Source organism: Burkholderia pulmonis, assembly GCF_984667975.1.
Map to the genome: position 1 here is coordinate 1477249 of NZ_OZ480186.1, position 24147 is coordinate 1501395.

Genomic DNA, 24147 nt, shown 5'->3' on the forward strand with positions numbered 1-24147 from the left:
GACGATGTCGCGAATGGCGGATCCGATGGCCATCGCACCTTCGTCGTGAACCGGCCGCGCGGGGGTATCCCGCAGGCTGCACCGACGCACGGCCACGCCGTGCAAGGAGAGAGAAGCGCATGAAAGCCCTGTTGTGTACCGCATTCGGACCGATCGACCGCCTGCGCATCGAGGACGTCGCGATTCCCGAACCGGCTGCCGGCCAGGTCCGGATCCAGGTGAAGGCCGCGTCGCTCAATTTCCCCGATGCACTGATCGTCCAGGGGTTGTATCAGGTGAAGCCGGCACTGCCGTTTTCGCCGGGTGCCGAGTTTGCAGGCGTGATCGACGCGATTGGCGAAGGCGTCACGGCGTGGCGGCCCGGCGATTCGGTGGTGGCGTTCACCGGGCACGGCGGGTTCGCGGAGCAGTGCGTGGCCGACGTGCATCAGGTCGCCCCATTGCCGCCGGGGATGACGTTCGAGCAGGGCTCGGCGCTCGTGCTCGCGTACGGCACGTCGCTGCACGCGCTGCAGCAGCGGGCACGCCTCCAGGCGGGCGAGACGCTGCTCGTGCTGGGTGCGGCGGGCGGCGTCGGGATCGCCGCGATCGAGATCGCGAAGGCGCTCGGTGCGCGCGTGATCGCAGCGGCGTCGAGTGCGGACAAGCTCGCGCTGTGCCGCGAAGCGGGCGCCGACGAGACGATCGACTATGCGACGGAGGACTTGCGCCGCCGCGTGGACGAGTTGACCGGCGGGCGCGGCGCGGACGTCGTCTACGATCCGGTGGGCGGCGCCGCCAGCGAAGCGGCGCTGCGTGCGACCGCGTGGCGCGGCCGGTTCCTGGTGGTCGGCTTCGCGGCCGGCGAGATCCCGAAGATCGCGCTGAATCTCGCGTTGCTCAAGGAGCGCGACATACTCGGCGTGTTCTGGGGCGATGCGATGCGCCGCGATCCGGCGCAGCATGTCGCGAACATGCGGTTGCTCGCCGAATGGTTCGCGGCCGGCACGGTGCGGCCCGCCATTACCGAGCGTGTATCGCTGGCCGGTGCGGCCGATGCGATCGCGCGGATCGCGAACCGGCAGGTGAAGGGCAAGGTGGTGATCCTGCCCGATGCCTGATCGGGGCTTGGCGTGCGGCAACGGGATGTACGCCGTGCATCCCGCGGCAGTGCGCGCCGTTGTGATGCTTGTGCGGTTGCGTTAGCGGCACGCTACGCGACCCGGTTCAGTTCCTCGAAACCCGCGACGAGCGCGTCGAGCAGATGGCGAACGGCGGGGACCATTCCGCGGCGGGTCGGGAAGATCGCGTGGACGAGCGCTGTCGGTGCCGATAGTGCGGGCAACAGGTGGAGCAGGCGGCCGGCCTGAAGATCGGCGTTCACCAGCTCACGCGGAAATTCGGCGACACCAACACCGTCGAGCGCGGCAAGGCGCAGGGTCGCCAGATCGTCGGTTGCCAGCCGCGGCCGGTGAGCGAAGGAGAGGGCGCGCCCGTCGGCGTCCGTCAGGTTCCACACGAACCTGTCGCCGTTCCCGGCCGTCGACACTGTCGGCCAGTCCTTCAGGCTGTCGATTGACTCGGGCGCCGGAAAACGGGCGGCCAGCGCCGGGCTTGCAACGAGAATCCGGTACGACAGCCCCAACTGCCGAACTGCGAGATCGGTGTTCTCCAGCGGCGGGACTCGCACCCGAATTGCGAAATCCAGCCCTTCCTCGATGACGTCCACGCGCCGGTTGGTTGCATCGAGCCGCACCTGAACCTGCGGATTGCGCTCGATGTAGCGCGCGACGATCGCGGCGACACCCGAACTCAGCAAACCGACCGGACAGCTGATGTGCACGGTGCCCTGCGGCTGCGTGCGCGTGCGATCCACGATGTCCTTCGCGGCTTTCGATTCCGCGACCAGGGCGACGCAATGCTGATGGAACTGCCGCCCGGTTTCCGTCAGCGACAGGCTGCGGCTCGTCCGATTGAGCAGCCGCACGCCAAGCTCCTCCTCGAGTGCCCGAATGCGGCGGCTGAGCTTCGACGTTTGCGCGCCGAGGCTGCGGGCGGCAGCCGTAAAGCTCCCGTGTTCGACGACTTCCGCGAATAGCCGGAGATCGTTCAGATCGGTGATGGGGTTCATGGCGGCGGCTCCGTTCGGCCTGATCGTTCTATTGAGAGCAATGATACGTTGCCATTCAGGAGATATGCGATCGATCTTTGCGAAATTAGCATTCATTCTACGTTCGGTGCCGCGCAGAAACCGGCAAGGCGCCGCCAGGCAACCGCCCGTCGTCAGGGCAGCAGGACAAGGAGTCGGACATGTTGACGCATCGGCGTTGGGCATCGCTGGATACGGCGAATCACGGCTGGCTGCGTGCGAAGTTCCATTTTGCGGTGACGGCCGACGGTACGCCCGAGCACACGCCGCTGGGCCCGCTGATCGTATGGAACGACGACGAGATCGCCGTCGGCAGCGGGTTCCCGATGCACGGGCACCGCGACATGGAAATCATCACGTACGTGCGGCAGGGCGTGCTCGGCCATCGCGACACGCTGGGTTCGGAAGGCACGATCAGCGCGGGCGACGTGCAGGTCATGAGCGCGGGCACCGGCATCCGGCATGCGGAGTTCAACCACGGTGACACGCCGCTCAAGGTCTACCAGATCTGGCTGCTGCCGCGCGCCAACGGTGGTGCGCCCGGGTGGGATACGAGGCAGTTTCCGAAGGGCGACCGGTCCGGACGTTTCGTCGTACTGGCGAGCGGCTATGCAGGCGACGACGGTGCGCTGCCGATCCGTGCCGACGCACGTGTGCTCGGTGCCACGCTGAAGGCGGGCGAGCGGGTCGGACAGGCATTGGGTGCATCGCGCCGCGCGTATCTCGTCGCGGCATCGGGGCGCATCGACGTGAACGGGGAACGCGTGGGGCCGCTCGACGGCGTCGCGATCACGAACGAGGCCGCGCTCGACATCGTCGCGGTCGAGGATTCCGAGCTGGTGATGGTGGACGCCGGCTGAGTGTCTTTATTTTTTAGTCTACCGAATCATTTCATTTCAGGAGTGCATCATGGATCGTTACAAGTATCTTCCGCTTCTCGGCCGCATTTTGATCGGCGCGCCGTTTCTGATGAGCGGGTTGAGCAAGCTGGCCGCGCACGCGACCACCGTCGGCTACATCGCCTCCGTCGGCCTGCCGGCGCCATCTCTCGCATTCGTGGTCGCGGTGCTCGTCGAAGCCGGTGGTGGCCTGCTGCTGATGTCGGGTTACCGGGCCCGCCCGGTGGCGCTGGCGATGGCGCTGTTCAGCCTCGTGACGGCCGCGTTCTTCCATCACAACTTTGCAGACCAGAACCAGATGATTCACTTCCTGAAGAACGTGATGATGGCTGGCGGCCTGCTGCAGATCGCTTACTTCGGCGCGGGCGCATTCAGCCTCGACGCACGGACCGCACGCGCCGCGTTGCGTATCGCACCGGCGGCCTGAGCCGGCCCGGCCGATCCTCCGGGGCGACCAGGCGCGTGACCGGTCCGGCCGTCCTGTCAGGACCGCTGCACGGTTGTCCAGGCTTGCATCCCGTCACACCACACCGCGTGTGCCAGCCGGCGCGCGCCGATTCCGCCGCGACCCTGTCGCGATGTTTGTGAGGAGTTCGTCATGTCCAAGGTTCTCGTGCTGTATTACTCGTCTTACGGTCATATCGAGGCGCTCGCGGATGCGATCGCCGAAGGCGCCCGCGCAACCGGTGCCGCGGTCGACGTCAAGCGCGTGCCGGAAACGGTGCCGGAGGCCGTCGCGCAGGCCGCCCACTTCAAGCTCGCCCAGCAGGCACCCGTCGCGACGGTCGCCGAACTGGCCGATTACGATGCGATCGTCGTCGGCACGCCGACCCGGTTCGGCCGCATCTCGTCGCAGATGGCGGCGTTTCTCGATCAGGCCGGCGGCCTGTGGATGAGCGGTGCGCTGAACGGCAAGGTTGGCGGCGCGTTCACGTCGAGCGCGAGCCAGCACGGCGGCCAGGAAACCACGCTGTTCTCGATCATCACCAACTTGCTGCACTTCGGCATGACGATCGTCGGACTGCCGTACAGCCATCAGGGGCAACTGACGCTCGACGAGATCGTCGGCGGGGCGCCGTATGGCGCCACCACGATCGCGGGCGGGCAGGGGCAGCGCCTGCCGAGCGCGATCGAGCTGGCCGGTGCGCGCCATCAGGGCGAACTGATCGCGCGCACGGCGAACAAGCTGTTCTGCTGACCGTCGGCGGCCGCTCGCCATCGGCGAGGGCAGCCGCCTGAATCGGCCAGGCAACGCATGCCGCGCACGCGCGTGCGTCAATCCTTCGGCAGACGCAAGGTGTCGAGCGCGTCCTGCGAAAACTCGACCCAGAACCGCTCGTTCGCAATGCCGGCCTGCAGCACCAGATGCTGCAGGCGCTTCGTGCGCGAATCGTCGGGCGCCGAAAAATCGCGCGCCTCGATCTGCAGATACAGGTCGAGCTTCTCCTGGTGAAGTGCGATGCGCCGCTTGATTTCTTCCTCGAGACCGGCCGGCCCGAGCACGGCTTCCGCGCGCAATCGCACCATCAATGCTTCGCGCAGCGGCGTCGGATCTTCCGGTTCGGCGATCCAGCGCCGCAACTCCTTCTTTCCGGCCGGCAGGATCCGGTACGCGCGCTTGCGGCCACGCCCCGATTCGGCGGGCAGCGATTCGATCCAGCCCGTTTCCTCGAGACGCCCCAGCTCGCGATAGATCTGCTGGTGCGTCGCCTGCCAGAAATAGCCGATCGAGCGATCGAAGCGGTCGGCGAGCTCGGACCCCGAGCCGGGGCGTTCGGCGAGCGCGGTGAGGAGTGCGTGAGGCAGGGACATGTCGGATCGGAGGAGGCTGCGCAATGAACCGCATCTTGCCATATCGGGGCCGCGGTACAAGCGGAGGTCTTCGTTTTTGCAACAAGTTGCATAAACGAAGAGGGTGGACTACCATCTGTGCAACTTGTTGCATAAAAATGGAGATCCCCGATGACAGCCCGTTATCCGCATTTGACGACCCCGCTCGAACTCGGCTTCACGTCGCTCAGGAACCGCGTGTTGATGGGATCGATGCACGTCGGTCTCGAGGAGGCGCCGAACGGCTTCGAGCGGATGGCGGCGTTCTACGCGGAGCGTGCGCGAGGCGAGGCCGGCCTGATCGTCACGGGCGGATTCGCGCCGAACGAGCGTGGCCGTCCGGCGCCGGGCGGCGCGATGCTGACGACCGAAGCGGAAGCCGAACGGCATCGCGTCGTGACGCAGGCGGTGCATGCGGAGGGCGGCAGGATCGCGCTGCAGATCCTGCATTTCGGGCGCTACGCGTATCACCCGGCACTGGCGGCGCCCAGCGCGCTGAAGGCGCCGATCAACCCGTTCACGCCGCATGCGTTGAGCAGCGATGAAGTCGACGAGACGATCGCCGATTTCGTGCGATGCGCGGCGCTGGCGCAGCACGCAGGCTACGACGGCGTCGAGATCATGGGGTCCGAAGGCTACCTGATCAACGAATTCGTCGCCGCGCGCACGAACCATCGCGACGATGCGTGGGGCGGCGGGTACGACAACCGCATCCGTTTCGCGGTCGAGATCGTGCGGCGCGTGCGCGAACGGGTTGGCGCGAACTTCATCATCATCTACCGGCTGTCGATGCTCGATCTCGTCGAGGGCGGCTCGACGCTCGACGAGGTGATCCGTCTCGCGCAGGCGATCGAGGCGGCCGGCGCGACGATCCTCAATACCGGCATCGGCTGGCACGAAGCGCGCATCCCGACGATCGCGACCAAGGTGCCGCGCGCCGCGTACGCATGGGTGACGCGGCAACTGATGGGCAAGGTCGGCATCCCGCTCGTCGCCACGAACCGGATCAATACGCCGGAGGTCGCCGAACAACTGCTCGCCGACGGCTATTGCGACATGGTGTCGATGGCGCGGCCGTTCCTGGCCGATGCCGAATTCGTCCGCAAGGCGCGGGAAGGGCGTGCGGACGAAATCAACACGTGCATCGGCTGCAACCAGGCGTGTCTCGACCATACGTTCAGCGGCCGGATCACGTCCTGCCTCGTGAATCCGCGTGCCTGCCATGAAACCGAGCTCGTGATCCGCCCCGCGCAGCAGCGCAAGCGGATCGCGGTGGTCGGCGCCGGGCCGGCCGGCCTCGGCTTCGCGGTCACGGCGGCCGAACGCGGCCATGCGGTGACGCTGTATGAGGCCGGCGCCGAGATCGGCGGCCAGTTCAACATCGCGAAGAAGGTGCCCGGCAAGGAAGAATTCAACGAAACGCTGCGCTATTTCCGCCGGCAGATCGAACTGCGCGGCATCACGCTGCACGTCGATACGCGGGCGACCGCCGAGATGTTGCTGCAGGGCGGTTTCGACGAAGTGGTGATCGCGACGGGCATCGTGCCGCGCACACCGCCGATCGATGGCGTCGCGCATTCGAAGACGCTCGGCTATCTCGACGTGCTGCGCGACGACAAGGCCGTCGGCCGCAGCGTCGCGATCGTCGGCGCGGGCGGCATCGGCTTCGACGTCGCGGAGTATCTCGTTCATCGTGACGGCGGCGAGCGTGTCGACGCGGACCGGTTCTTCCGCGAATGGGGCGTCGACCGGTCGTACGCGAATGCCGGCGGCCTGGGCCGCGCGCAGCCGGAGCCCGCCGCGCGGCAGGTGCATCTGCTGCAGCGCAAGGCCGCGAAGGTCGGCGACGGGCTGGGCAAGACCACCGGATGGATTCACCGCACGGCGCTGAAGGCGCGCGGCGTCGGGATGTCGTCGGCGGTGACGTACCGGCGCATCGACGACGACGGCTTGCACGTGACGATCGACGGCGTCGAGCAGACGCTGCCGGTGGACAACGTGGTGATCTGCGCGGGGCAGGAGCCGTCGCGCGAGCTGGCTGAACAGTTGCAGGCCGCCGGATGCCGCGTGCATCTGATCGGCGGCGCGTACGAGGCCGCCGAACTCGATGCGAAGCGCGCGATTCACCAGGGCACGACGCTGGCCGCGACCCTCTGATACCGATTCGTTTCTTTTCCGTCCGACGATACAGGAGACTTCGATGACGCACTCACCGCTCAATGTTCATCCCGCTGTCGCGAAATCGCTCGACGCATGGCATGCGATGATCGAACGCAAGGACTTCGGCGCGCTGGAATCGATCGTCCACCCCGACGCCGTGTTCCGTTCGCCGATGGCGTTCAAGCCGTACGGGCCCGCGCCCGCGCTGTTGATGGCGCTGCGCACGGTGATCACGATCCTCGAGAATTTCACGTATGACCGCGAGTTCGTCACGGGTGACGGCAAGAGCGTCGTGCTGGAGTTCAGCGCGACCGTCAGCGACAAGGCGCTGAAGGGGATCGACATGATCCGCTTCGACGACGATGGCCTGATCGTCGAGTTCGAGGTCATGATCCGGCCGTTCAATGCGCTGCAGGCGCTCGGCGCCGAAATGGGCGCGCGGCTCGGGCAGCAGTTGCCGACGTTCAAGATGGGCGGTTGAGCGGGGCGGCGGCCGTGTCGCCCGGCCCGCCGCCGCATGGTGTGACTACGCCTTCGCCAGCCGCTCGACGAACCAGTCGCACACGAACGCGGTGCGCTCGGACCCATGGTTGTAGATCGTATGCTCGCCGTCCGGCCAGATCTTCAGTGTCGCATCGCCTGACGTCGCCGCGTCGAGAAACGGCTGCTGGTCGTCGAGCCGGATCAGCGGATCCTCGCCGCCGTGCAGCACCAGCAGCGGGCACGCGATGCGGTCGCGCTCCGACGAAAAGCGCATGCGCGCGAAGTTCGCCGCGACCGCATCGGGATCGTCGTTGCCGAGCATCGCCGCGGCCTGCTCGACGAACGTGCGGAACGGCAGCAGCGTCGGTGCCGCCAGTGCGCCGTTCACGCAACAGGCTGCGATGCGCCGGTCGCTCGCCGCGGTCGACGCGGCCCACAACCCGCCGACGCTGTTTCCCCAGATGCCGACCGGCCCGGGCACATGCTCGGCGACGTGATCGACGAAGCGCCGATACGCGGCGCTCATGTCGACGTCGACGAACATCCGCTGTTCGAGCCGCGTCTCGCCCTGGCCCGGCCCTTCGGCGAGCAGCGTGGCGACGCCGCGCGCGGCGAGTGCGCGGGCGATCGGCCAGTAGGCGAAGCCCCAGCCGCTCTGGCCGCCGAACACGATCACGGTGCCGCGCAGCTGCTCCACCGGCGGGCGCACCAGCCAGCCGATCAGGCGCGCGTCGCCGAACGGCAGTTCGACGCGTTCGATCCGTTTGTCGGACCAGCGCGCGAGGCCGTGCGAGGCGTCGACGAGCCGCGCATAGAGCGCGCGCTTGCGCGGCGCGTCGTGGTTGAACGCCATCTGCGCGAACAGCAGGTTCGCGATGGCCAGCGCCTGCGCGTCGGCGGCCGTGACCAGGTGGCCGGCGTCCGCCGCCTGCGTGGCGCGCGCGAGTTGCGCGTCGGCCAGCGCCTCGGCCGCGACATCCCACGGTTCGCCGGCCGACGTGCGCGCGTGCAGCGCCGTTGCGTCCGCATAGTCCATCCCGCAATCGAGCAGGCGCGTGACGGGCATCGCGCGCTGCAGCGACAGCGCGAACGGTGACAGTTCGGTCGTCATGCGTGGGTCTCCTTCACGAGGCGTGTGCGGCGGCTGTCGACACCTTGGCCGGTGGCGGGTTCCGGCGACCAGTGCAGCGTGTCGCGCAGCGCATCGACGAGCGCGCCGAGATCGCGCAGGTCGGCCACCGAACCGAATACGATGAAATCGGGCCGCTTGATATACGCGGCGATGCCGTGCGCATGCATGAACGCGTGCTGCTCGCCGTCGAGGTCGATCACCGCATCCGGCGCGCACACGTCGTCGGCCAGCACGGCCACGTGACAGCCGAGCCGGGCGAGGAATGCGCGCTGCGCGTCGTCGAGATGGCGGGCTGGATGCTCGAACGTGACGAGCTGGAAGCCCTGGCCGACCACGTCGTCGAAGCGGCCTTCGGCGGCGCCGCGGCGTGCGCGGCCTTGCGGTGCCGGTGCGCCCGTGGCCGGCAGCAGCGTCCCGTCGGCTTGGGCGTGCACGATGCCGTGGCCGAGCTTCGGGAACGGCGGCATCGGCGGCATGTTGCCCGAGCGGAACGCCGCGTCGCGCTCGGCGACCTTGCGCGGATCGTCCTCGTTGACGACCTGCCCGAGAAACAGCGACATCTGCGTGATCGCGGTCACGTGCGGGCGGCGCTCGGCTTCGTACGTGTCGAGCAGGCCGGCGGATGCACGACCGCTCAGCACGAGATCGAGTTTCCATGCGAGGTTGATGCCGTCGCGCATGCCGGAGCACGCGCCTTGCCCCATGTACGGCATCATCGTGTGCGCCGCGTCGCCCGCGAGCAGCACGCGGCCGGTACGCCAGCGTTCGGCCATGCGCGTCTCGAACGTGTAGACGACGTGGCGCAGCAGCTTCAGGTCGTCCGGGCCGTAACCGTAGTGATCCTTGAGCCACTTCCAGCCGGCTTCCTCGGTTTCCCATTCGGCCGTCGATTCGTCCGGCAGCACGCGCAGCTCGAAGCGCGTGCGCTTCGTGCCGATCGGCATGTGCATGTACGCGCGTGCGGGGTCGCAGTAGATCGTCGTGCGCGCGCAGCCGTCGCCGAGATCGCGCTTGTTCTCCGAATCGAGATTGAGCCAGCGCTCGTTGTAGCCGAAGTCGGAGCGTTCGATGCCGAGCGCGCGGCGCACCAGGCTGTTCGCGCCGTCCGCGCCGATCAGGTAGCGCGCGCGGATGGTACGCGGCTGGCCGGTCCATTGCGCGTCCTGGCCGCCGCGCCACGGATGCGCGGTCAGTGTCACGCCGTTGTCGTCCTGCTGCAGCGTGTCGACTTCCCAGCCGCGCAGGATCGTCACGTTCCGGAACCCGCTGGCGCGCGCATCGATCGCATCCTCGATGTCGGGCTGGTAGATCGAGATGTGCGCGGGATAGCCGCATGCGCGGCCGGTCCAGTTCAGTTCGAGCAGCAGGTCGCCGTTCGCGTCGCAGTAGTGGTAGGTGTCGACGGCCTTCGCGTTGCGCAGCGCGTGATCGACGTCGGCGCTGGCCTGCACGATGCGCGCGGTTTCGCCGTCGATGTGCGTGAGGCGCGGCAGGCCGTAAGGCGTCGGCCAGCGTTCGAGCACGATCACGCGGTGGCCGGCGCGGCCCAGCATCGATGCGGCGACGAGGCCGGTCGGGCCGTAGCCGACGATCGCGACGTCGCACGTCTCGACGTTGCCGTGGCGCTGTTCGCTCGGTTCGGTATTCATGCGGGTTGTCTCCATGACGGGTTCGATTGTGGGTGTGTCGTGGGTGCGGCTCAGCGCGCGGTCGAGCCGGGCAGGTTGCCGTCGAAGGCGTCCTGCAGCAGCGCGCGCAGGCCGTCGCGTTCGATCGGGCGCGGGTTCCAGTACGGATTGGCGGCTGCGAGATCGGCCGCGCGATCGAGGTCGGCTTCTTGCATGCCGATCGCTTGCAGCGAGACCGGTGCGCCGTTGTCGCGTGCGAGCGCGTAGAGGCCGCGCGCGGCGTCGTTCGTGCCGATCGCACGCGCGATCCGCTGCATGGCCTCGGGCGCGTGCGCGGCGTTGTACGCGAGCGCATGCGGCAGCACGACCGTATGGGTCGGCGCGTGCGGCAGGTTGAAGCTGCCGCCGAGCGTGTGGCAGAGCTTGTGGTGCAGCGCCATGCCGACGTTGCCGAGCACCATGCCGCACAGCCACGCGCCGTAGAGCGCGTCGCCGCGCGCATCGAGATCGGCCGGGTCGCGCCGCACGCCGGGCAGGCCGCGCGCCAGCGCGCGAATGCCTTCCTCGGCGACGAGGCTCATGACGGGATTCGCGTTGTTCGCGTACAGGCCCTCGGCCGCATGCGCGATTGCGTTGAGGCCGCTCGTCACGGACAGTTCGACCGGCAGCGTGACGGTGAGCGCCGGGTCGTAGATCACCGTCTTCGGCAACACGCGTGCATCGGTGCCCGTGCGCTTGAGGCCGCCTTCGGTCAGGCCGTAGATCGGCGTCATTTCGCTGCCGGCATACGTTGTCGGTATCGCGAGAATCGGCAGGCTGCTTTCGAGCGCGATCGCCTTGCCGAGGCCGATCGTGGAGCCGCCGCCGATCGCGATCGCGCAATCGGCGTCGCATGACCGGGCGAACGCCTGCGCATCGCGGGCGATCTCGATCGGTACGTGCATCGTCGCGCGGTCGTACAGCCCGGCGGCACGCGCACCCAGCCGATCGACGATGTGCTGCGCGAGGCCGCGCTGCTCCGGCGTGCAGAGCACGATCGCGCGCTGCGCGCCCAGCTCCAGCACTTCGCGCTCGAGGTGCTCGAGGCTGCCTGTGCCGAAGATCACGCGGGCAGGGCGTGCCTGGTAGATGAAGTTCATGTCGTCGTTACTCCGTTGCGTAGTCGACCTGATGGCGCGCGATGCGCAGGCCCGTCAGTGCGTTGCGTACGCGTGTGTGTTCGGGATGCGTTGCATAGCCGTCGAGCGCTTCGCGCGATTCGAATTCGGTGACGAGAATCAGGTCGCACGCGTAATCGGTCGCGCTGAAATCGGCCCCGACCTCGAGGTGCGTCATGCCCGGAATCCGGCCGCGCAGGCTTTCGAAGGCGGTCTTGACGCTGGCGCGCGCCTCCGCGCGGTCGTGATCGGTTGTGCCGGCAACCTTCCACATCACGATGTGCCGGATCATGCGGCACGCTCCGCACGATTCAGCACGAAGTCGTAGTCGAGCGTGTAGAACGGCGTGTCCATCCGCGAGCCGTCGGGTGCGATGCCCGGCGCGTGCCGCACCCAGTCGGCGACGAGCGTCGAACGCACGCCGAACACCGCGTCGGAGTCGAGATAGCGGTCGCCGTCGCGGAACACGTGCGTGATCAGCGTTTCGTAGCCGCGCGCTTCGATCATGAAGTGCAGGTGGGCGGGGCGCCACGGGTGGCGGCCGAGCGCATCGAGCATCGCCCCGACGGGGCCGTCGTGCGGAATCGGATAAGGCTCCGCGAGGATCGAGCGGAACGCGTAACGGCCATCGGCGCCGCTGCGCAGCCGGCCGCGCGCGCGATGCGTGACCGAGCCGTCGTCGGCAGGCAACTGCACGTCGTAGTGGCCGTCTTCGTCGGCTTGCCAGACTTCCAGCGACGCATGCGCGACCGGCGTGCCGTCGATGCCGCGCACGTGGCCGGACACGAAGCAGGGCTCGCCGCAGGCGCCGTTCGCGATGTCGTCGAACATCGCGAATTCGGGGCTGCCGTCGACGTAGAAGGGTCCGAACACGGTGGCTTCCGTGCAGCCGGCCGGTTTTGCGTGGTTCTGCGCGGTCACGAGCGTGGACAGGCCGAGCACGTCGGACAGCAGGATGAACTCCTGGCGCTTGTCGTCGGTGATGTGGCCGACGGCCGTCAGGAAGCCGATCGCCGCCTGCCACTCGGCCTCGGTGAGCTTCGTTTCGCGGGCGAACGAATGCAGGTGCTGGACGAGGCTCGTCATCACCGTGCGCAGCCGCTCGTCGCGGCAGCCGGAGAGCGACGCAATCACCGCCTGCGTGATGGTGTCTTCGTTGAGATTGCGCATAGGGGGTGTCTCCTGATGTCGTTCGATGGCGCGTTGACGTAACATTAATTCCTCCTTGAATCGTAAAAAAGATGGTTTGGAGGAGTTTTGTTCTCCGCCAGATGGAAGAATCGAACGCATGGACAAGTGGACGCAGATCGAATTTTTCGTACAGGTGGCGGAATTGGGCAGCCTGTCGAAGGCCGCCGAGCGGCTCGACATGTCGAGCGCGGCGGCGAGCCGCTGCCTGAACGCGCTGGAAGAGCGGCTGGGCGCGCGGCTCGTCGAGCGGACCACCCGCCGCCTGTGGCTGACGGACGCCGGGCATGAATATCACCGGCGCTGCGTCGCGATCCTGACGGAGCTGTCGGAGGCCGATGCGGCCGTCAACGAGGCGAGCGTCAATCCGGCCGGCACGCTGCGCGTGACCGCGTCGGTGTCGTTCGCGTCGATCTATATCGCGCCCGCGCTGCCCGAGTTTCACCGGCGCTACCCGAACCTGAACGTGCAGATCGTCGCGGCGAACCGCTACCCGGATTTCATCGAGGCCGGCATCGACGTGGCGATCCGCACGCGCGAGCACGAAGCGGATTCGGGCATCACGGTGCGCAAGCTCGCCGAGACGCGGCGCGTGCTGGCCGCGTCGCCCGGATATCTGGCGAAGCACGGCGCGCCGGCGACGCCCGATGCGCTGTGCGATCACCGGCTGCTGGTCTACAACCTCGCGAACGACCCTTACGTGCTGCATTTCCGCCACGGCGCAAAGAAGCAGTCGGTCACGATCAAGAGCGTGCTCGAGGCGAACGAAGGGCAGGTGATCCGCGCGGCGGCGCTTGCCGGGTTCGGCATCCTGATCCAGCCGCTCTACATCATCCACGACGATATCGTCGCGGGGAAACTCGTGCCGGTGCTCACCGACTGGCAACTGCCGGCGCTCACCGTCAACATCGCGTACCAGAGCCGCCGCCACCAGCCGGCGAAGATCCGCGTCTTCACCGAGTTCCTGATCGAGCGGTTCGAGCGCCTCGGGCTCGCGCGCAAATGGAAGGAAGTCGGCCGCTGATCGCCGGCGGGTGCCGCGCGGCCGCGCATTTCTCCGTGTAACGGAGAACTGTTCTCCCGATCGTCGTCTTTTTCGCCGCTGTCGTGCGATTTACATTGCGTGTCCCCGGGCCAGCAGAGCCCGGCTCGCGATCACACGATAACAATCCGGTCTGGAGACGACATGAAACACGCATTGCGACGAGTGCCGTTGGCACTCCTGATCGCCGGAGCCATTCACGTGCCGGCATCGGCCACGGAGGGCGGGCAGATCAGCTATCCGTTCGGCGTCAACACGGTGCTGAACGGGCTGCTGCCGCCGCCCGGCAACACGCAGTACTTCAACTATTCGCTGTATTACTCGGCGAACCGCTTCGCCGGGCCGGACGGCGGCAGCGCGGTGCCGGGATTCCACCTGAGCGTCGTCGCGGAAACGCCGCGCGTCGTTCATACCTGGGGTGCGACGTTCGGGCCGTTCTCGCTGTCGAGCAGCGCGATCGTGCCGATCGTGCACCTGCATCTGTCGACGCCGGGCGGCACCGGCAACCGCACGTCGCTCGGCGACGTGATCCTCGAGCCACTCATGATCAACTATGCGAATGCGTCGAAGACGTTCTTCGCGTTCTTCTCGCCGTCGTTCGCGGTGCCGACGGGCGCGTACGCGGTGAACCGGATCGCGAACCCGGGGCTGAACACGTATGCGTTCCTGCCGTATCTCAGCACGACCTGGTTTCCGGGGCGTGACTGGGAAATATCGACGACCACGCTGCTGGAGCTGAATTCGCCGAACCATGCGACACGCTACCACTCGGGCGCGGTCGCCGTGCTCGACTACCTGATCGGCTATTCGATCGACCGGCGCGTGCAGCTCGGCGTGCAGGGCACGGTCCTGAAGCAGTTCACCGACGATACGCAGGACGGCGTGAAGGTCGGGGCGGACGGCTTTCGCGGGCAGTCGGTCGCGATCGGTCCGCAACTGCGCTACATGTGGGGGCCGGCGTCGGGGGTGGTCGTCAAGTACCAGCACGAGTTCGCGGTGCGCAACCGGCCGCAGGGCGACAAGCTGTGGGTGCAGTTCAGTTTCCCGTTATGAGCGCCCGCGGCCGGCCGCGTCCCGCATCAGGGTCGCGGCGGCGGCCCGTAGCGATCGTTCGTTCGCGCGAAGGTCACGATCTCGACACGACGGTCGGGCTGCAGGCATGCGACGAGGCTGTCGTGCGACTGGCTGTCGCTGCAATGCGTGATCGGATCCTGCTGACCGAGCCCGCGCGCATCGATACGGTCGGCAGGGATGCCGTTCTGCACGAGCAGCGCCTTCACGGCGTTCGCGCGGCGCTGCGACAGTTGCAGGTTGTACGCCGGCGCGCCGAGTCGATCCGTATAGCCGCGCACTTCGATGCGTCCGAAGCGGGTCGCGGCCAGCCTGGCCGCAATGTCGCGAATGTCGGCCCGGCCGCCCGGCAGGATGTCGGCGAGATCGCCGCGATCGAACGCGAACAGCGCGTCGGCCGAGAGCCGCATCACCTGCGCAACGGGCGGGGCAGGCGGCGCGATCACGACGCGGCGCTCGACCGCCGTCCAGTGGCCGGGCACCCACACGTAGCGGCCGTACTGCCAGCCCCAGTAGCCGCGTTCCCATGCATAGCCGACACGCGGCGCGGGCGCGGTCTCGTAGACCGGCGCCGGTGGCGCCAGCACCATGACCTGGGCGCGAGCGGGTGCGATGCCGCCGAACCACGCGGCGGCGAGGGCGCTGCAGGCGGCAAGTGCAAATGCGATGCGGGGGCGTGTGACGCCGGCAGCGTGACGGCAGGTGATCTGTTTCATGATGAGTGGTCCAGCGTATCGGAGGTCGAACGGAGCGTGTGTTCATGAACATGCGCGCTGATGCAAGGCTAGCGGGTCACATGATGAAAAGCCTTTGCGGTGTGTAAGCAAACGTCGCCGCTGGAATCGGCGACGGCCCGCCGTCGTGGCCGGGTACGCAACGACGATCGCGATTCGACGCCGGTGCGGACGAGTGTGGCGGGGTAACGCGACGTAATGCCGGTCGCCGTTGAGGAAGGTGTCCGCGAGTCGCGCAGCGATGCATCGATACGATCGAGCAGTCGATGTGTGTGATGGAGTACTGAGCGATTTGGCGTGATGTGATTCGAGCGTGCGTGAATAGCCGTCGGAGCCGGGCGATCGTGCACGGCGATCGAAGCTGACAAAATCCTGACGAATCGAGTTGATATTTTGTATCATCTGACGTTTTCGCCGCTGGCCGGCCGGACTGCCCGGTTCGGCCGCGCGCGGCGACACACACGAAGATCGATACGAGACGTGACGAAAACCAGAAAGCAGCCGGCGCACGGGGACCGGCACTCTCCTGCACCGCGCCGGCGCGCCGGCGTCTGGCGTACCCGAGCCGCGCGGAGTTGCACGACCCTGCTGGGCTGTGCGATGGCCACTTCCGGTGCACTGGCTGCCGAAGGCGCAGCACCCGCGACGGATGACCGGCACGCGCTGCCGGCGATCAACGTCACCGCGTCATCCGCGCCGGCCGACCGGCTGACGCAGCCGCTCGAAACGGGTTCGCGGCTCGGCCTGGCGAGCCTCGACACGCCCGCGAGCGTCGAGACGGTCACGGCCGATACGATCGAAGCGCGCGGCGATCGCACCGTGCTCGACGCGGTCACGCGCACGGCGGGTTTTTCGAGCGCGATGGCGCCGGGCACCGGCGGCACCGCATTGAGCGTGCGCGGCTTCAGCGGGCAGGAATCGGTGATGACGCTGCTCGACGGCGTGCGGCTGATGCCGGCGGCCGGCACGATCACGTTTCCGTTCGATACTTGGTCGGTCGAGCGCATCGACGTGCTGCGCGGCCCGGCCTCGGTGCTGTACGGCGAAGGCGCGATCGGCGGGGTCGTGAACGTGGTGCCGAAGCGGCCGCAGCGCACGCGCGAGACGACGCTGCAGGTCGGCGTCGGCCCCGACGGCGCGAAGCGCGCCGGGTTCGACACGACGGGCGCGCTCGGCCCGCGGCTGTCGTACCGCTTCTATGCGAGCGATGCGCGCGCCAACGGGCTTGCCGAGCGGGCCGATACGCATACGACGGCGATCGGCGGCGCGCTGAAATTCGACGTGAGTCCGCAGCTCACGCTGACGCTCGACTACGACTACGGCCGCCAGATGCCGGCGACATACTACGGCGTGCCGGCACCGAACGGCGTGCTCGATCCGTCGCTGCGCAAGCTCAACTACAACGTCGGCGATGCGACGATTTCGTACTACGACCAGTGGACGCGCCTGTCGGCCAGCTACCGGCCCACGGCCGGCGTGACGATCGACAACCAGCTCTACTACCTGACCTCGAACCGCCACTGGCGCAATGCCGAATCGTATGCGCTCGATCCGGCGACGGGAATCGTCACGCGCAGCGACTATCTCGACATCGGCCACCATCAGCGGCAGATCGGCGACCGGCTGAGCGCGCGCTTCGACGGCACGCTGTTCGGCCGTGCGAACCGCTTCGTCGTCGGCACGGAATTCAGCCAGATCACGTTCAGCGGCACCAACAATTCGCCGTACGGCGGCGAATCGACGGTGCCCGTGCACGGCTTCGACCCGGGCGTGTTCACGAGCCCCGATCCGACGGTGCCGCAGTTCGGCACGCGGGCGCGGCAGGCCGCCGTGTTCGCCGAGAACCGGCTCGAAGTCCTGCCGCGGCTCGCGTGGGTGAGCGGCCTGCGCTACGACCATATCGCGTTCAGCCGCGAGCAGGCGGCTACCGGCGCGGGCTTCGACAAGCGTTTCGCGAACGTCGGCTGGCGCACGGGTTTCGTGTTCGAAGTCGCGCCGACGCTCAGCGCGTATGCGCAGTACACGACGGGCGCGGAAGGGCTCGGGTCGCTCGTGACGTTGTCGGCGTCGCAGGCGAGCTACCGGCTCGCGACCGGCGAGCAATGGGAGGCCGGGCTCAAGCAGACGCTGCTCGACGGACGCGCGTACTGGACCTTCGCGGTGTACGACATCACGAAGCGCAACCTGCTCAGCACCGATCCGTTCAATCCGGCGCTGCGCCAGCAGGTCGGCCGGCAATCGTCGCGCGGCGTCGAGCTGACCGGCGGCGCGCGGCTGCCGCACGGCTGGACGATCGATGCGAACGTCGCGCTGCTGCGGGCGCGTTACGACGCGTTCAACCAGACGACCGGCGGCGTGACGGTGTCGCGGGCCGGCAACGTGCCGTCCAACGTGCCGCAGCAGACGGCGAACCTGTGGCTCGGCTGGGCATTCGCCGAGCGCTGGCAGGCGAATGCGGGCGTGCGTTATGTCGGCGCGACCTACGGCGACGATGCGAACCGCCTGCAGGTGCCGTCGTATACGGTGTTCGACGCATCGCTGCGCTGGCAGCCGACGGCGCGCACCGAGCTCGCGCTGTACCTGCGCAACCTCGCGAACCGCACGTACGCGGTGACGACGTCGAACGGCGGGGAGCAGTGGCTGCTCGGTCCGTCGCGCTCGGCCGAGCTCGTCGCGACGATGCGCTTCTGATGCGGCGCGACGTGCGTCCCGTCACCCGCATGCTCGACATCGAACGCGTGAGCTGGTCTCCCGGCGGCGCGGTCACCGTGCTCGATTCGGTGACGCTGACCGTTGCCGAAGGCGAGTTCGTCGGGCTGGTCGGCCCGAACGGTAGCGGCAAGACGAGCCTGTTGCGCTGCGTGTTCCGTTACGCGCGGCCCGACGCGGGCCGCGTCGCGCTCGATGCGCAGGACGTGTGGCGCATGCGGCCGCGTGCGGTCGCGCAGCGCATCGCGGTGCTGCAGCAGGAGACGCCGGACGATTTCGGGCTGACGGTCGACGAACTGGTCGGCATGGGCCGCACGCCGCACAAGCGGCCGTTCGATGCGGAATCGGCCGACGATCGCGGGATCGTCGAATCCGCGCTGCACGACGTCGGCCTCGTCGAGCGACGCGCGCAACGCTTCGCGTCGCTGTCCGGCGGCGAGAAGCAGCGCGCGCTGCTGGCCCGCGCGCTTGCGCAGCAACCCGAACTGCTGCTGCTCGACGAACCGACCAACCATCTCGACCTGCGTCACCAGCTCGAACTGCTCGCGCGCGTGCGCCGCCTCGGCATCGCGACGCTCGCGACGATTCACGACCTCAATCTCGCGGCTGCGTATTGCGACCGGCTCCACGTGCTCCAGCACGGCCGGGTTGTCGCATCCGGCGTGCCGGACGATGTGCTGACCGAAGCGCTGCTGCGCGACGTGTTCGGCGTCGCCGCGCTCGTCGATCGCCATCCCGTCACGGGCCGGCCGCGCATCACGCCGCTTCATCCGGAATGACCGCCATGCCGTTTCCTGACTTGTCCTCCGTCGCGCGCCGGCTGGTTGCCGCCGCCGTGCTCGGCTGCGCCGCCGCGCACGCAGGCGCCTATCCCGTCACGGTGCGCAGTTGCGACCGCGATGTGACGTTCGACCGCGCGCCGACGCGTGCGGTGAGCAACGACGTGAACCTGACCGAGATGATGCTCGTGCTGGGCCTGAAGGACCGGCTCGTCGGCTATACGGGTATCGGCGGCTGGAAGACGGGCACCGCACGCGTGCGCGATGCGTTGCGCGGCGTGCCCGAACTGGCGAGCCAGTATCCGTCGCTCGAGGTGCTGGCCGCCGCGCGCGCCGATTTCTATCTCGCGGGCTGGAACTACGGGATGCATGTCGGCGGCTCGGTGACGCCCGCGACGCTCGCGCCGTTCGGGATCCGCACGTACGAGCTGACCGAATCGTGTTCGCACGTGATGAAGCAATCGGCCGCGTCGTTCGACGACGTGTTTCGCGACCTGAACAATCTCGGCCGGATCTTCGGCGTCGAGGCGCGCGCCGCGCAGGTCGTCGCCGCGATGCGCGCGCGTCTCGCGGCAGTGTCGCGCGCGGTCGGGCAGCCGACGCCGCTGCGCGTGTTCGTCTACGACAGCGGCACCGACAAACCGATGACGGCGGGCGGGCTCGCGATGCCGACGGCGTTGCTGGCCGCGGCCGGCGCGCGCAACGTGATGGGCGACCTGTCGCGCAGCTGGACGCAGGTGAGCTGGGAAAGCGTGGTCGCACGCGATCCGCAGGTGATCGTGATCGTCGACTATTCGGCGGTAACGGCTGCGCAGAAGCAGCAATTCCTGGCGAGCCAGCCGGCGCTCGCGCGCGTGGCGGCAATCCGCGACCGGCGCTTCGTCGTGATTCCGTACGATGCGGCGACGCCCGGCCCCGAGAACGTCGCGGCGGTCGAGACGCTCGCCCGCGCACTGTACCCGGCCGCGTTCGCCGGGCCGGCGCGATGAGCGTGAGCGGGCGGGCGGGGCGGCCCGGCATGCGCGTCGTGCTGCCGATGCTGGCCGTGCTGCTGATCGTGTCGATCGTCGTGTCGGCCGCGTTCGGGCCGGCACCGATCGCGATGCCGGACGCGGTGCGGATCGTCGCCGCGCGCGTCGCATCGGCGTTCGGCGAAGCCGGTGCGTTCGCGGCAGGCTCGGGCGACGACAGTATCGTCTGGCTGATCCGGATGCCGCGCGCGCTGCTGGCCGCGATCGTCGGCGCGACGCTGGCAACGGTCGGGGTCGCGTTGCAGGCGGCGACCGCGAACCGTCTGGCCGATCCGCACCTGCTCGGCGTGAGCGCGGGCGCGATGCTCGGCGCCGTCGCGGTAACCGTGGTGGCCGGCGCGGCGTTCGGGCCGTTCACGTTGTCGGCGGCCGCGTTCGCAGGTGCGCTCATCGCGACCGCATGCGTGATCGCGCTGGCTTACCGGGGCGGCCGGCTCGAATCGGACCGTCTGCTGCTCGCCGGCGTGTCGGTATCGTTCATGATGGCCGCGTTCGGCAACCTGCTGCTGTATCTCGGCGACCAGCGCGCTGCGGCGTCGGTGCTGTTCTGGATGCTCGGCGGCGTCGGGCTCGCGCGCTGGGATCTGCTCCCGGTGCCGGCCGTATGCGCGGTGCTCGCCGGTGGCGCGCTATACGCGCGCCGGCGCGAACTGAATGCGCTGATGTCGGGCGATGTCGCCGCGGCGTCGCTCGGCGTGCCGAGCGCACGGATGCGGCGCGAGGTATTCGTCGTCGCGTCGTTCGCGACGGGCGCGATGGTGGCGGTGAGCGGGGCAATCGGCTTCGTCGGGCTCGTGACGCCGCATCTGTGCCGTCGCGTCGTCGGCGCCGAGCACGGCCGGCTGCTGCCGGTCGCTGCGCTGACGGGTGCGATCCTGCTCGTATGCGCCGATGTCGCGGCCCGCACGCTCGCGGCGCCGGAGGATTTGCCGATCGGCATCGTCACCGCGATGTTCGGCAGCCTGTTCTTCGTCGCGCTGCTGCGCCGCCGCTGAGCGGCGCGCAATCCGCTTCGTTCGGGCAAGGGCGGGGTGGCGGGCCGCCGTACCTGTCATCGCGACGGCGTGGTCGTGCGCGTGCCGTCGCCGAGCGTGTTGGCACACGAATCGGTGCCCGCCACGTCGAAGAGGCTGTCGGACAGCGTCCGCACGGGCAGCGTGATCACGAAGCGTGCGCCCCCGAGCGTCGATTCTTCGAGTCGCACGTCGCCGCCGTGCACCTGCGCGACGCGCCGCACGATCGCGAGCCCGAGGCCGAAGCCGCCGGTCTGCCGGTCGCGGCTGGAATCGAGTCGCTGGAACGGTTCGAACACGCGGGCGCGCTCGGCGGCCGGAATCCCGGGGCCGTCGTCGTCGACGCTCAGCACGAGCGCGCCGGTTGCATCGCAATGGGCGGAGAGCAGGACCTTGTGCGACGCATAGCGTGCGCCGTTGCGGATCAGGTTCAGCAGCGCGCGGGCGACGAGCTTCGGGTCGCATACGTGCGTCGCGGGTGCGCCGAGCGTCGACACGTCGAGCGTGATGCCGCGATCAGCGACGTCGTTCGCGACGTTGCCGGCGACGCTGTCGATCAGCGCGTCGACGACGACCTCCATCGGCGCGAGCTCGCTCGCCCCCTGTTCGAGCCGGCCGATCGTCAGCAGCTCGGTGACGAGTTCGTCGAGTTCGCGCACGTCGCGCCGCAGCGCGTCGCGGCGTTCGCGCATCCGTCCGGTCTCGTCGGGTTCGGCGAGCAGCGCGAGCCCGAATTCGAGCCGCGCGAGCGGCGTCTTCAGCTCGTGCGAGATACCGTGCATCATTTCGCGCTGCTGCTTGATCGACGCCTCGATGCGCTCGGCCATGTCGTTGAACTGCTTCGACAGCTCGTAGATGTTCGATTTTCCCGACAGCTTCACGCGCGTCGACAGCGTGCCGGCGCCGAACGAGCGGGCTGCATCCTGCAGCCTGCGAATGTCGCGCCAGTGATAGTGAATCCACAGCACCACCGCGAACAGCGTCGCGAGCGCGAGCAGCATGTACGCATAGATCCGGATGTCGAGGTCCGGCGGCTCGATCGGGCGTGCATGCAGCACCGAGCCGTCCGCGAGCGGCATGTAGTAATCCTTGCCGTTGTAGCTGATCGCGATCCTGCCGGCATCGAGGTCGCGCAGCGGCACGCCGCTCAGTTGTGCGCGCGCGTCGGGCATCGACATGAAGCCGAACCCTTCATTGCCGTGCAGCGCAAGTTCGCGCAGCGCGAGCCCGCGCTGCGCGCCCGGATGGCGTTCGAGGTAGTCGTTCAGCACGAACGAATAGGTCGTCAACGAATCGCGCTGCGCCTGCGCGACGCGCTCGTAGAAGATCCGGTCGAACGCCAGCTGGATGAAGACGATCGACGCGGCGACGCACACGATCACGATGAGGTACAGCTTGATCAACGGGCGCAGCATTTATTCGACCCACGCGGAAGGGCTGAACAGGTAGCCACGCCCCCAGATCGTCTTGATCTTGTGCGGCTCCGATGACGCGTCCTCGAAGCGGCGGCGCAGCTTCGAGATACCGGAATCGACCGAGCGGTCGAGTCCGTCGAATTCGATCCCGCGCAACTGCTTCAGGATGTCGTCGCGGCTCAGCACGGTACCGGCCGCGCGCGCGAGGATCAGCAGCAGGTTGAATTCGGCCGTCTTCAGGTCGACCGGCTCCCCGCGCCACGTGACGGTGCGGTTGGGCGGCGAGATCGTCAGTTCGCCGAATACGAGCGCGTCGGGTGCCGCAACGGGTGTTTCCACTGCGGCGGGCTGTGCGCGGCGCAGCAGCGCGCGGGCGCGCGCGACGAGCACGCGCGGCTCGATCGGCTTTGTCACGTAGTCGTCGGCGCCCGTCTCGAGGCCCGCGACCTGGTCGTATACATCCGCGCGAGCGGTCAGGATCAGCACGGGGACATTCGTGAACGCGCGGATGCGCCGGCAGACCTCCATGCCGTCGAGGTTCGGCAGCATCAGGTCGAGTATCACGAGGGCCGGCTGGTGCTCGCGCACCGCCGCGACGGCGAGGTCGCCGCGCCGGACGACCGTCACCGCGAATTCATAGCTGTCGAGATATTCGCGGACGAGCTGGGCGAGGCGATCGTCGTCCTCGATCAGCAGCACACGGTATTTGAGCGGATCTTCGTTCATGGTCTCCTCAGGATGCACGCGCCATTTCCCCTCCGGCAGGTTGATGCGCGGCGCGGCAGGCGAATTCTATCCGGCGTTCCGGGGGCCGGGGCAGCAGGGCGACAATCTCGAACAATCGAACACAATTGAGCACAGATTCTCTGAGGATTCAGGACAGTCTTGACGTGCGGCGGCACCTAGACTGCGGGCTCAGTCACTCTTATCTCAATATTGTGCGCCCATTACTCCGCCGCTACCGCTATTGCATGCCGCTCGCCGGCCTGACCCTCGCCGCCGCCGCCCACGCGGAAAACCAGTATTCGCTGTCGCTTGGTGGTGGCTTCGCGCCGCGCTACCAGGGCAGCAACCAGACGCGCGGCGTCGTTGCACCGTCGTTTTCCGCGAAGTTCGGCAGCGGCTTCTTCATCGACAGCACGCAGGGCGCCGGCTACCGGCTGGACCTGCCGCACGGCGCGTTCGTGTCGGCCGCCGTGAGCTATGACGCGGGCCGCGCGGACGAGAACCGCTTCGACCTGCCGGGCTCGGACTACCTGAAGGGGATGGGCCGGATTCCGGGCTCGGTGCTCGTCGGCGTGCGTGCCGGCGTGACGCTCTTCAACGCGGCGGAACTGAGCGTCACGATCGATACCCCCGTGACGAAAACGTCGCACGGCGTGTCGGGACACATGGATCTCGCGGTGCCGGTGTTCAAGACGGCGCAGCACGAGATCATCGTGACGGGCACCGTGCACGCGGGCTCGGGGCGCTACATGCAGACGTTCTACGGCGTGACCGACGCACAGTCGATGACGAGCCGGTTCCGGCCGTATTCGGCGAGCGGCGGAATCGACAGCGCGTCGATGGCGGTCGCGTGGAACTGGACGCTGTCGCAGCACTGGTCGGTGCTCGCGACCGGTGGTGTGACGCGCCTGCTCGGCCGCGCCGGCGACAGCCCGATCGTCCAGTCGCGCAACAACTACTACGGCATCGCGGGCGTGACCTACAAGTTCTGAGCGTGTTGCCGGGGCAGGCGTGACCCGGCC

General features: G+C 68.2%; 23 protein-coding genes. 13 read left to right on the forward strand and 10 right to left on the reverse strand.

Annotated elements, in window-relative coordinates; all coding sequences use genetic code 11:
• Nucleotides 1-119 precede the first annotated feature (119 nt).
• Nucleotides 120-1100: an NADPH:quinone oxidoreductase family protein gene (locus tag AC5LXK_RS06915; protein WP_493390901.1), complete on the forward strand. Its 981-nt coding sequence runs from the start codon at nt 120-122 to the stop codon at nt 1098-1100.
• Nucleotides 1101-1192: 92 nt separating this feature from the next.
• Here AC5LXK_RS06915 and AC5LXK_RS06920 read toward each other — a convergent pair whose 3' ends face one another.
• Nucleotides 1193-2110 (reverse strand): LysR substrate-binding domain-containing protein, encoded by a 918-nt coding sequence (locus AC5LXK_RS06920; protein WP_493390902.1) that lies wholly within the window; start codon nt 2108-2110, stop codon nt 1193-1195.
• A gap of 179 nt (nt 2111-2289) precedes the next feature.
• On the opposite strand from AC5LXK_RS06920, the gene AC5LXK_RS06925 reads away from it, so the two are divergent.
• From AC5LXK_RS06925 to wrbA, 3 genes are all read left to right on the forward strand, one after another.
• On the forward strand, nt 2290-2988 hold the full coding sequence (locus AC5LXK_RS06925; RefSeq protein WP_493390903.1) for a pirin family protein: 699 nt from the start codon (nt 2290-2292) through the stop codon (nt 2986-2988).
• Between the two features lie 49 nt (nt 2989-3037).
• On the forward strand, nt 3038-3454 hold the full coding sequence (locus AC5LXK_RS06930) for a DoxX family protein (protein ID WP_493390904.1): 417 nt from the start codon (nt 3038-3040) through the stop codon (nt 3452-3454).
• A 171-nt stretch (nt 3455-3625) separates the two neighbouring features.
• Nucleotides 3626-4225: an NAD(P)H:quinone oxidoreductase gene (gene wrbA / locus AC5LXK_RS06935; RefSeq protein WP_493390905.1), complete on the forward strand. Its 600-nt coding sequence runs from the start codon at nt 3626-3628 to the stop codon at nt 4223-4225.
• A gap of 77 nt (nt 4226-4302) precedes the next feature.
• On the opposite strand, the gene AC5LXK_RS06940 is transcribed toward wrbA, so the two are convergent.
• Nucleotides 4303-4839 carry a PadR family transcriptional regulator gene (locus AC5LXK_RS06940; protein WP_493390906.1) on the reverse strand — a complete coding sequence of 179 codons (537 nt, stop codon included), beginning with the start codon at nt 4837-4839 and terminating at the stop codon, nt 4303-4305.
• 150 nt (nt 4840-4989) lie between these two features.
• On the opposite strand from AC5LXK_RS06940, the gene AC5LXK_RS06945 reads away from it, so the two are divergent.
• The gene (locus tag AC5LXK_RS06945) at nt 4990-7014 is read left to right on the forward strand and encodes an oxidoreductase (RefSeq protein ID WP_493390907.1); all 2025 of its coding nucleotides are present in this window, start codon (nt 4990-4992) and stop codon (nt 7012-7014) included.
• A gap of 43 nt (nt 7015-7057) precedes the next feature.
• Entirely contained in the window at nt 7058-7498 is a 441-nt protein-coding gene (locus AC5LXK_RS06950; protein WP_493390908.1) for a nuclear transport factor 2 family protein, read from the forward strand.
• Nucleotides 7499-7543: 45 nt separating this feature from the next.
• Here the strand turns inward: AC5LXK_RS06950 and AC5LXK_RS06955 are convergent, their stop codons facing one another.
• From AC5LXK_RS06955 to AC5LXK_RS06975, 5 genes are read right to left on the reverse strand one after another with little or no spacing between them, the layout of a single operon-like run.
• The gene (locus AC5LXK_RS06955) at nt 7544-8611 is read right to left on the reverse strand and encodes an alpha/beta hydrolase (protein ID WP_493390909.1); all 1068 of its coding nucleotides are present in this window, start codon (nt 8609-8611) and stop codon (nt 7544-7546) included.
• Nucleotides 8608-10281, reverse strand: a complete 1674-nt coding sequence (mhpA, locus tag AC5LXK_RS06960; RefSeq protein ID WP_493390910.1) for a bifunctional 3-(3-hydroxy-phenyl)propionate/3-hydroxycinnamic acid hydroxylase MhpA — start codon at nt 10279-10281, stop codon at nt 8608-8610. The genes AC5LXK_RS06955 and mhpA overlap by 4 nt, the downstream gene beginning before the upstream one ends.
• Nucleotides 10282-10331: 50 nt before the next feature.
• Entirely contained in the window at nt 10332-11399 is a 1068-nt protein-coding gene (locus AC5LXK_RS06965; protein WP_493390911.1) for a maleylacetate reductase, read from the reverse strand.
• Between the two features lie 7 nt (nt 11400-11406).
• The gene (locus AC5LXK_RS06970) at nt 11407-11709 is read right to left on the reverse strand and encodes a Dabb family protein (protein WP_493390912.1); all 303 of its coding nucleotides are present in this window, start codon (nt 11707-11709) and stop codon (nt 11407-11409) included.
• Nucleotides 11706-12587, reverse strand: coding sequence for an intradiol ring-cleavage dioxygenase (locus tag AC5LXK_RS06975; RefSeq protein ID WP_493390913.1), 882 nt, complete (start codon nt 12585-12587; stop codon nt 11706-11708). Before AC5LXK_RS06975 ends, AC5LXK_RS06970 begins: the two co-directional genes overlap by 4 nt.
• A 118-nt stretch (nt 12588-12705) precedes the next feature.
• Between AC5LXK_RS06975 and AC5LXK_RS06980 the strand changes: the two genes are divergently transcribed.
• Together AC5LXK_RS06980 and AC5LXK_RS06985 are read left to right on the forward strand one after the other, a co-directional pair.
• Nucleotides 12706-13629 carry a LysR family transcriptional regulator gene (locus tag AC5LXK_RS06980; protein WP_493390914.1) on the forward strand — a complete coding sequence of 308 codons (924 nt, stop codon included), beginning with the start codon at nt 12706-12708 and terminating at the stop codon, nt 13627-13629.
• Nucleotides 13630-13791: 162 nt separating this feature from the next.
• A complete protein-coding gene (locus AC5LXK_RS06985; RefSeq protein WP_493390915.1) occupies nt 13792-14700 on the forward strand; it encodes a SphA family protein in 909 nt (302 codons plus the stop codon).
• Nucleotides 14701-14726: 26 nt separating this feature from the next.
• Here AC5LXK_RS06985 and AC5LXK_RS06990 read toward each other — a convergent pair whose 3' ends face one another.
• Nucleotides 14727-15434 carry an OmpA family protein gene (locus AC5LXK_RS06990; protein ID WP_493390916.1) on the reverse strand — a complete coding sequence of 236 codons (708 nt, stop codon included), beginning with the start codon at nt 15432-15434 and terminating at the stop codon, nt 14727-14729.
• Between the two features lie 618 nt (nt 15435-16052).
• On the opposite strand from AC5LXK_RS06990, the gene AC5LXK_RS06995 reads away from it, so the two are divergent.
• Genes AC5LXK_RS06995 through AC5LXK_RS07010 form a run of 4 tightly spaced genes read left to right on the forward strand, consistent with a single transcriptional unit; the run spans nt 16053 to nt 20966 of the window.
• A complete protein-coding gene (locus AC5LXK_RS06995; RefSeq protein ID WP_493390917.1) occupies nt 16053-18143 on the forward strand; it encodes a TonB-dependent receptor in 2091 nt (696 codons plus the stop codon).
• Nucleotides 18143-18940 carry an ABC transporter ATP-binding protein gene (locus tag AC5LXK_RS07000; RefSeq protein WP_493390918.1) on the forward strand — a complete coding sequence of 266 codons (798 nt, stop codon included), beginning with the start codon at nt 18143-18145 and terminating at the stop codon, nt 18938-18940. The genes AC5LXK_RS06995 and AC5LXK_RS07000 overlap by 1 nt, the downstream gene beginning before the upstream one ends.
• Entirely contained in the window at nt 18937-19929 is a 993-nt protein-coding gene (locus AC5LXK_RS07005) for an ABC transporter substrate-binding protein (RefSeq protein ID WP_493390919.1), read from the forward strand. Before AC5LXK_RS07000 ends, AC5LXK_RS07005 begins: the two co-directional genes overlap by 4 nt.
• Complete coding sequence (locus AC5LXK_RS07010) at nt 19926-20966, forward strand: FecCD family ABC transporter permease (RefSeq protein WP_493390920.1); 1041 nt, start codon at nt 19926-19928, stop codon at nt 20964-20966. The genes AC5LXK_RS07005 and AC5LXK_RS07010 overlap by 4 nt, the downstream gene beginning before the upstream one ends.
• Nucleotides 20967-21022: 56 nt before the next feature.
• Here the strand turns inward: AC5LXK_RS07010 and AC5LXK_RS07015 are convergent, their stop codons facing one another.
• Together AC5LXK_RS07015 and AC5LXK_RS07020 are read right to left on the reverse strand one after the other, a co-directional pair.
• The gene (locus tag AC5LXK_RS07015) at nt 21023-22399 is read right to left on the reverse strand and encodes an ATP-binding protein (RefSeq protein ID WP_493390921.1); all 1377 of its coding nucleotides are present in this window, start codon (nt 22397-22399) and stop codon (nt 21023-21025) included.
• Nucleotides 22400-23125: a response regulator gene (locus AC5LXK_RS07020; protein ID WP_493390922.1), complete on the reverse strand. Its 726-nt coding sequence runs from the start codon at nt 23123-23125 to the stop codon at nt 22400-22402. It abuts the gene before it with no gap.
• A 245-nt stretch (nt 23126-23370) separates the two neighbouring features.
• On the opposite strand from AC5LXK_RS07020, the gene AC5LXK_RS07025 reads away from it, so the two are divergent.
• The gene (locus AC5LXK_RS07025; protein ID WP_493384277.1) at nt 23371-24117 is read left to right on the forward strand and encodes a MipA/OmpV family protein; all 747 of its coding nucleotides are present in this window, start codon (nt 23371-23373) and stop codon (nt 24115-24117) included.
• Nucleotides 24118-24147 lie beyond the last annotated feature (30 nt).

Coding starts and splice junctions, on each gene's coding strand:
- AC5LXK_RS06915 (WP_493390901.1), top strand. CDS start 120: ATGAAAGCCCTGTTGTGTACCGCATTCGGACCGATCGACCGCCTGCGC.
- AC5LXK_RS06920 (WP_493390902.1), bottom strand. CDS start 2,110: ATGAACCCCATCACCGATCTGAACGATCTCCGGCTATTCGCGGAAGTC.
- AC5LXK_RS06925 (WP_493390903.1), top strand. CDS start 2,290: ATGTTGACGCATCGGCGTTGGGCATCGCTGGATACGGCGAATCACGGC.
- AC5LXK_RS06930 (WP_493390904.1), top strand. CDS start 3,038: ATGGATCGTTACAAGTATCTTCCGCTTCTCGGCCGCATTTTGATCGGC.
- wrbA (WP_493390905.1), top strand. CDS start 3,626: ATGTCCAAGGTTCTCGTGCTGTATTACTCGTCTTACGGTCATATCGAG.
- AC5LXK_RS06940 (WP_493390906.1), bottom strand. CDS start 4,839: ATGTCCCTGCCTCACGCACTCCTCACCGCGCTCGCCGAACGCCCCGGC.
- AC5LXK_RS06945 (WP_493390907.1), top strand. CDS start 4,990: ATGACAGCCCGTTATCCGCATTTGACGACCCCGCTCGAACTCGGCTTC.
- AC5LXK_RS06950 (WP_493390908.1), top strand. CDS start 7,058: ATGACGCACTCACCGCTCAATGTTCATCCCGCTGTCGCGAAATCGCTC.
- AC5LXK_RS06955 (WP_493390909.1), bottom strand. CDS start 8,611: ATGACGACCGAACTGTCACCGTTCGCGCTGTCGCTGCAGCGCGCGATG.
- mhpA (WP_493390910.1), bottom strand. CDS start 10,281: ATGAATACCGAACCGAGCGAACAGCGCCACGGCAACGTCGAGACGTGC.
- AC5LXK_RS06965 (WP_493390911.1), bottom strand. CDS start 11,399: ATGAACTTCATCTACCAGGCACGCCCTGCCCGCGTGATCTTCGGCACA.
- AC5LXK_RS06970 (WP_493390912.1), bottom strand. CDS start 11,709: ATGATCCGGCACATCGTGATGTGGAAGGTTGCCGGCACAACCGATCAC.
- AC5LXK_RS06975 (WP_493390913.1), bottom strand. CDS start 12,587: ATGCGCAATCTCAACGAAGACACCATCACGCAGGCGGTGATTGCGTCG.
- AC5LXK_RS06980 (WP_493390914.1), top strand. CDS start 12,706: ATGGACAAGTGGACGCAGATCGAATTTTTCGTACAGGTGGCGGAATTG.
- AC5LXK_RS06985 (WP_493390915.1), top strand. CDS start 13,792: ATGAAACACGCATTGCGACGAGTGCCGTTGGCACTCCTGATCGCCGGA.
- AC5LXK_RS06990 (WP_493390916.1), bottom strand. CDS start 15,434: ATGAAACAGATCACCTGCCGTCACGCTGCCGGCGTCACACGCCCCCGC.
- AC5LXK_RS06995 (WP_493390917.1), top strand. CDS start 16,053: ATGGCCACTTCCGGTGCACTGGCTGCCGAAGGCGCAGCACCCGCGACG.
- AC5LXK_RS07000 (WP_493390918.1), top strand. CDS start 18,143: ATGCGGCGCGACGTGCGTCCCGTCACCCGCATGCTCGACATCGAACGC.
- AC5LXK_RS07005 (WP_493390919.1), top strand. CDS start 18,937: ATGACCGCCATGCCGTTTCCTGACTTGTCCTCCGTCGCGCGCCGGCTG.
- AC5LXK_RS07010 (WP_493390920.1), top strand. CDS start 19,926: ATGAGCGTGAGCGGGCGGGCGGGGCGGCCCGGCATGCGCGTCGTGCTG.
- AC5LXK_RS07015 (WP_493390921.1), bottom strand. CDS start 22,399: ATGCTGCGCCCGTTGATCAAGCTGTACCTCATCGTGATCGTGTGCGTC.
- AC5LXK_RS07020 (WP_493390922.1), bottom strand. CDS start 23,125: ATGAACGAAGATCCGCTCAAATACCGTGTGCTGCTGATCGAGGACGAC.
- AC5LXK_RS07025 (WP_493384277.1), top strand. CDS start 23,371: ATGCCGCTCGCCGGCCTGACCCTCGCCGCCGCCGCCCACGCGGAAAAC.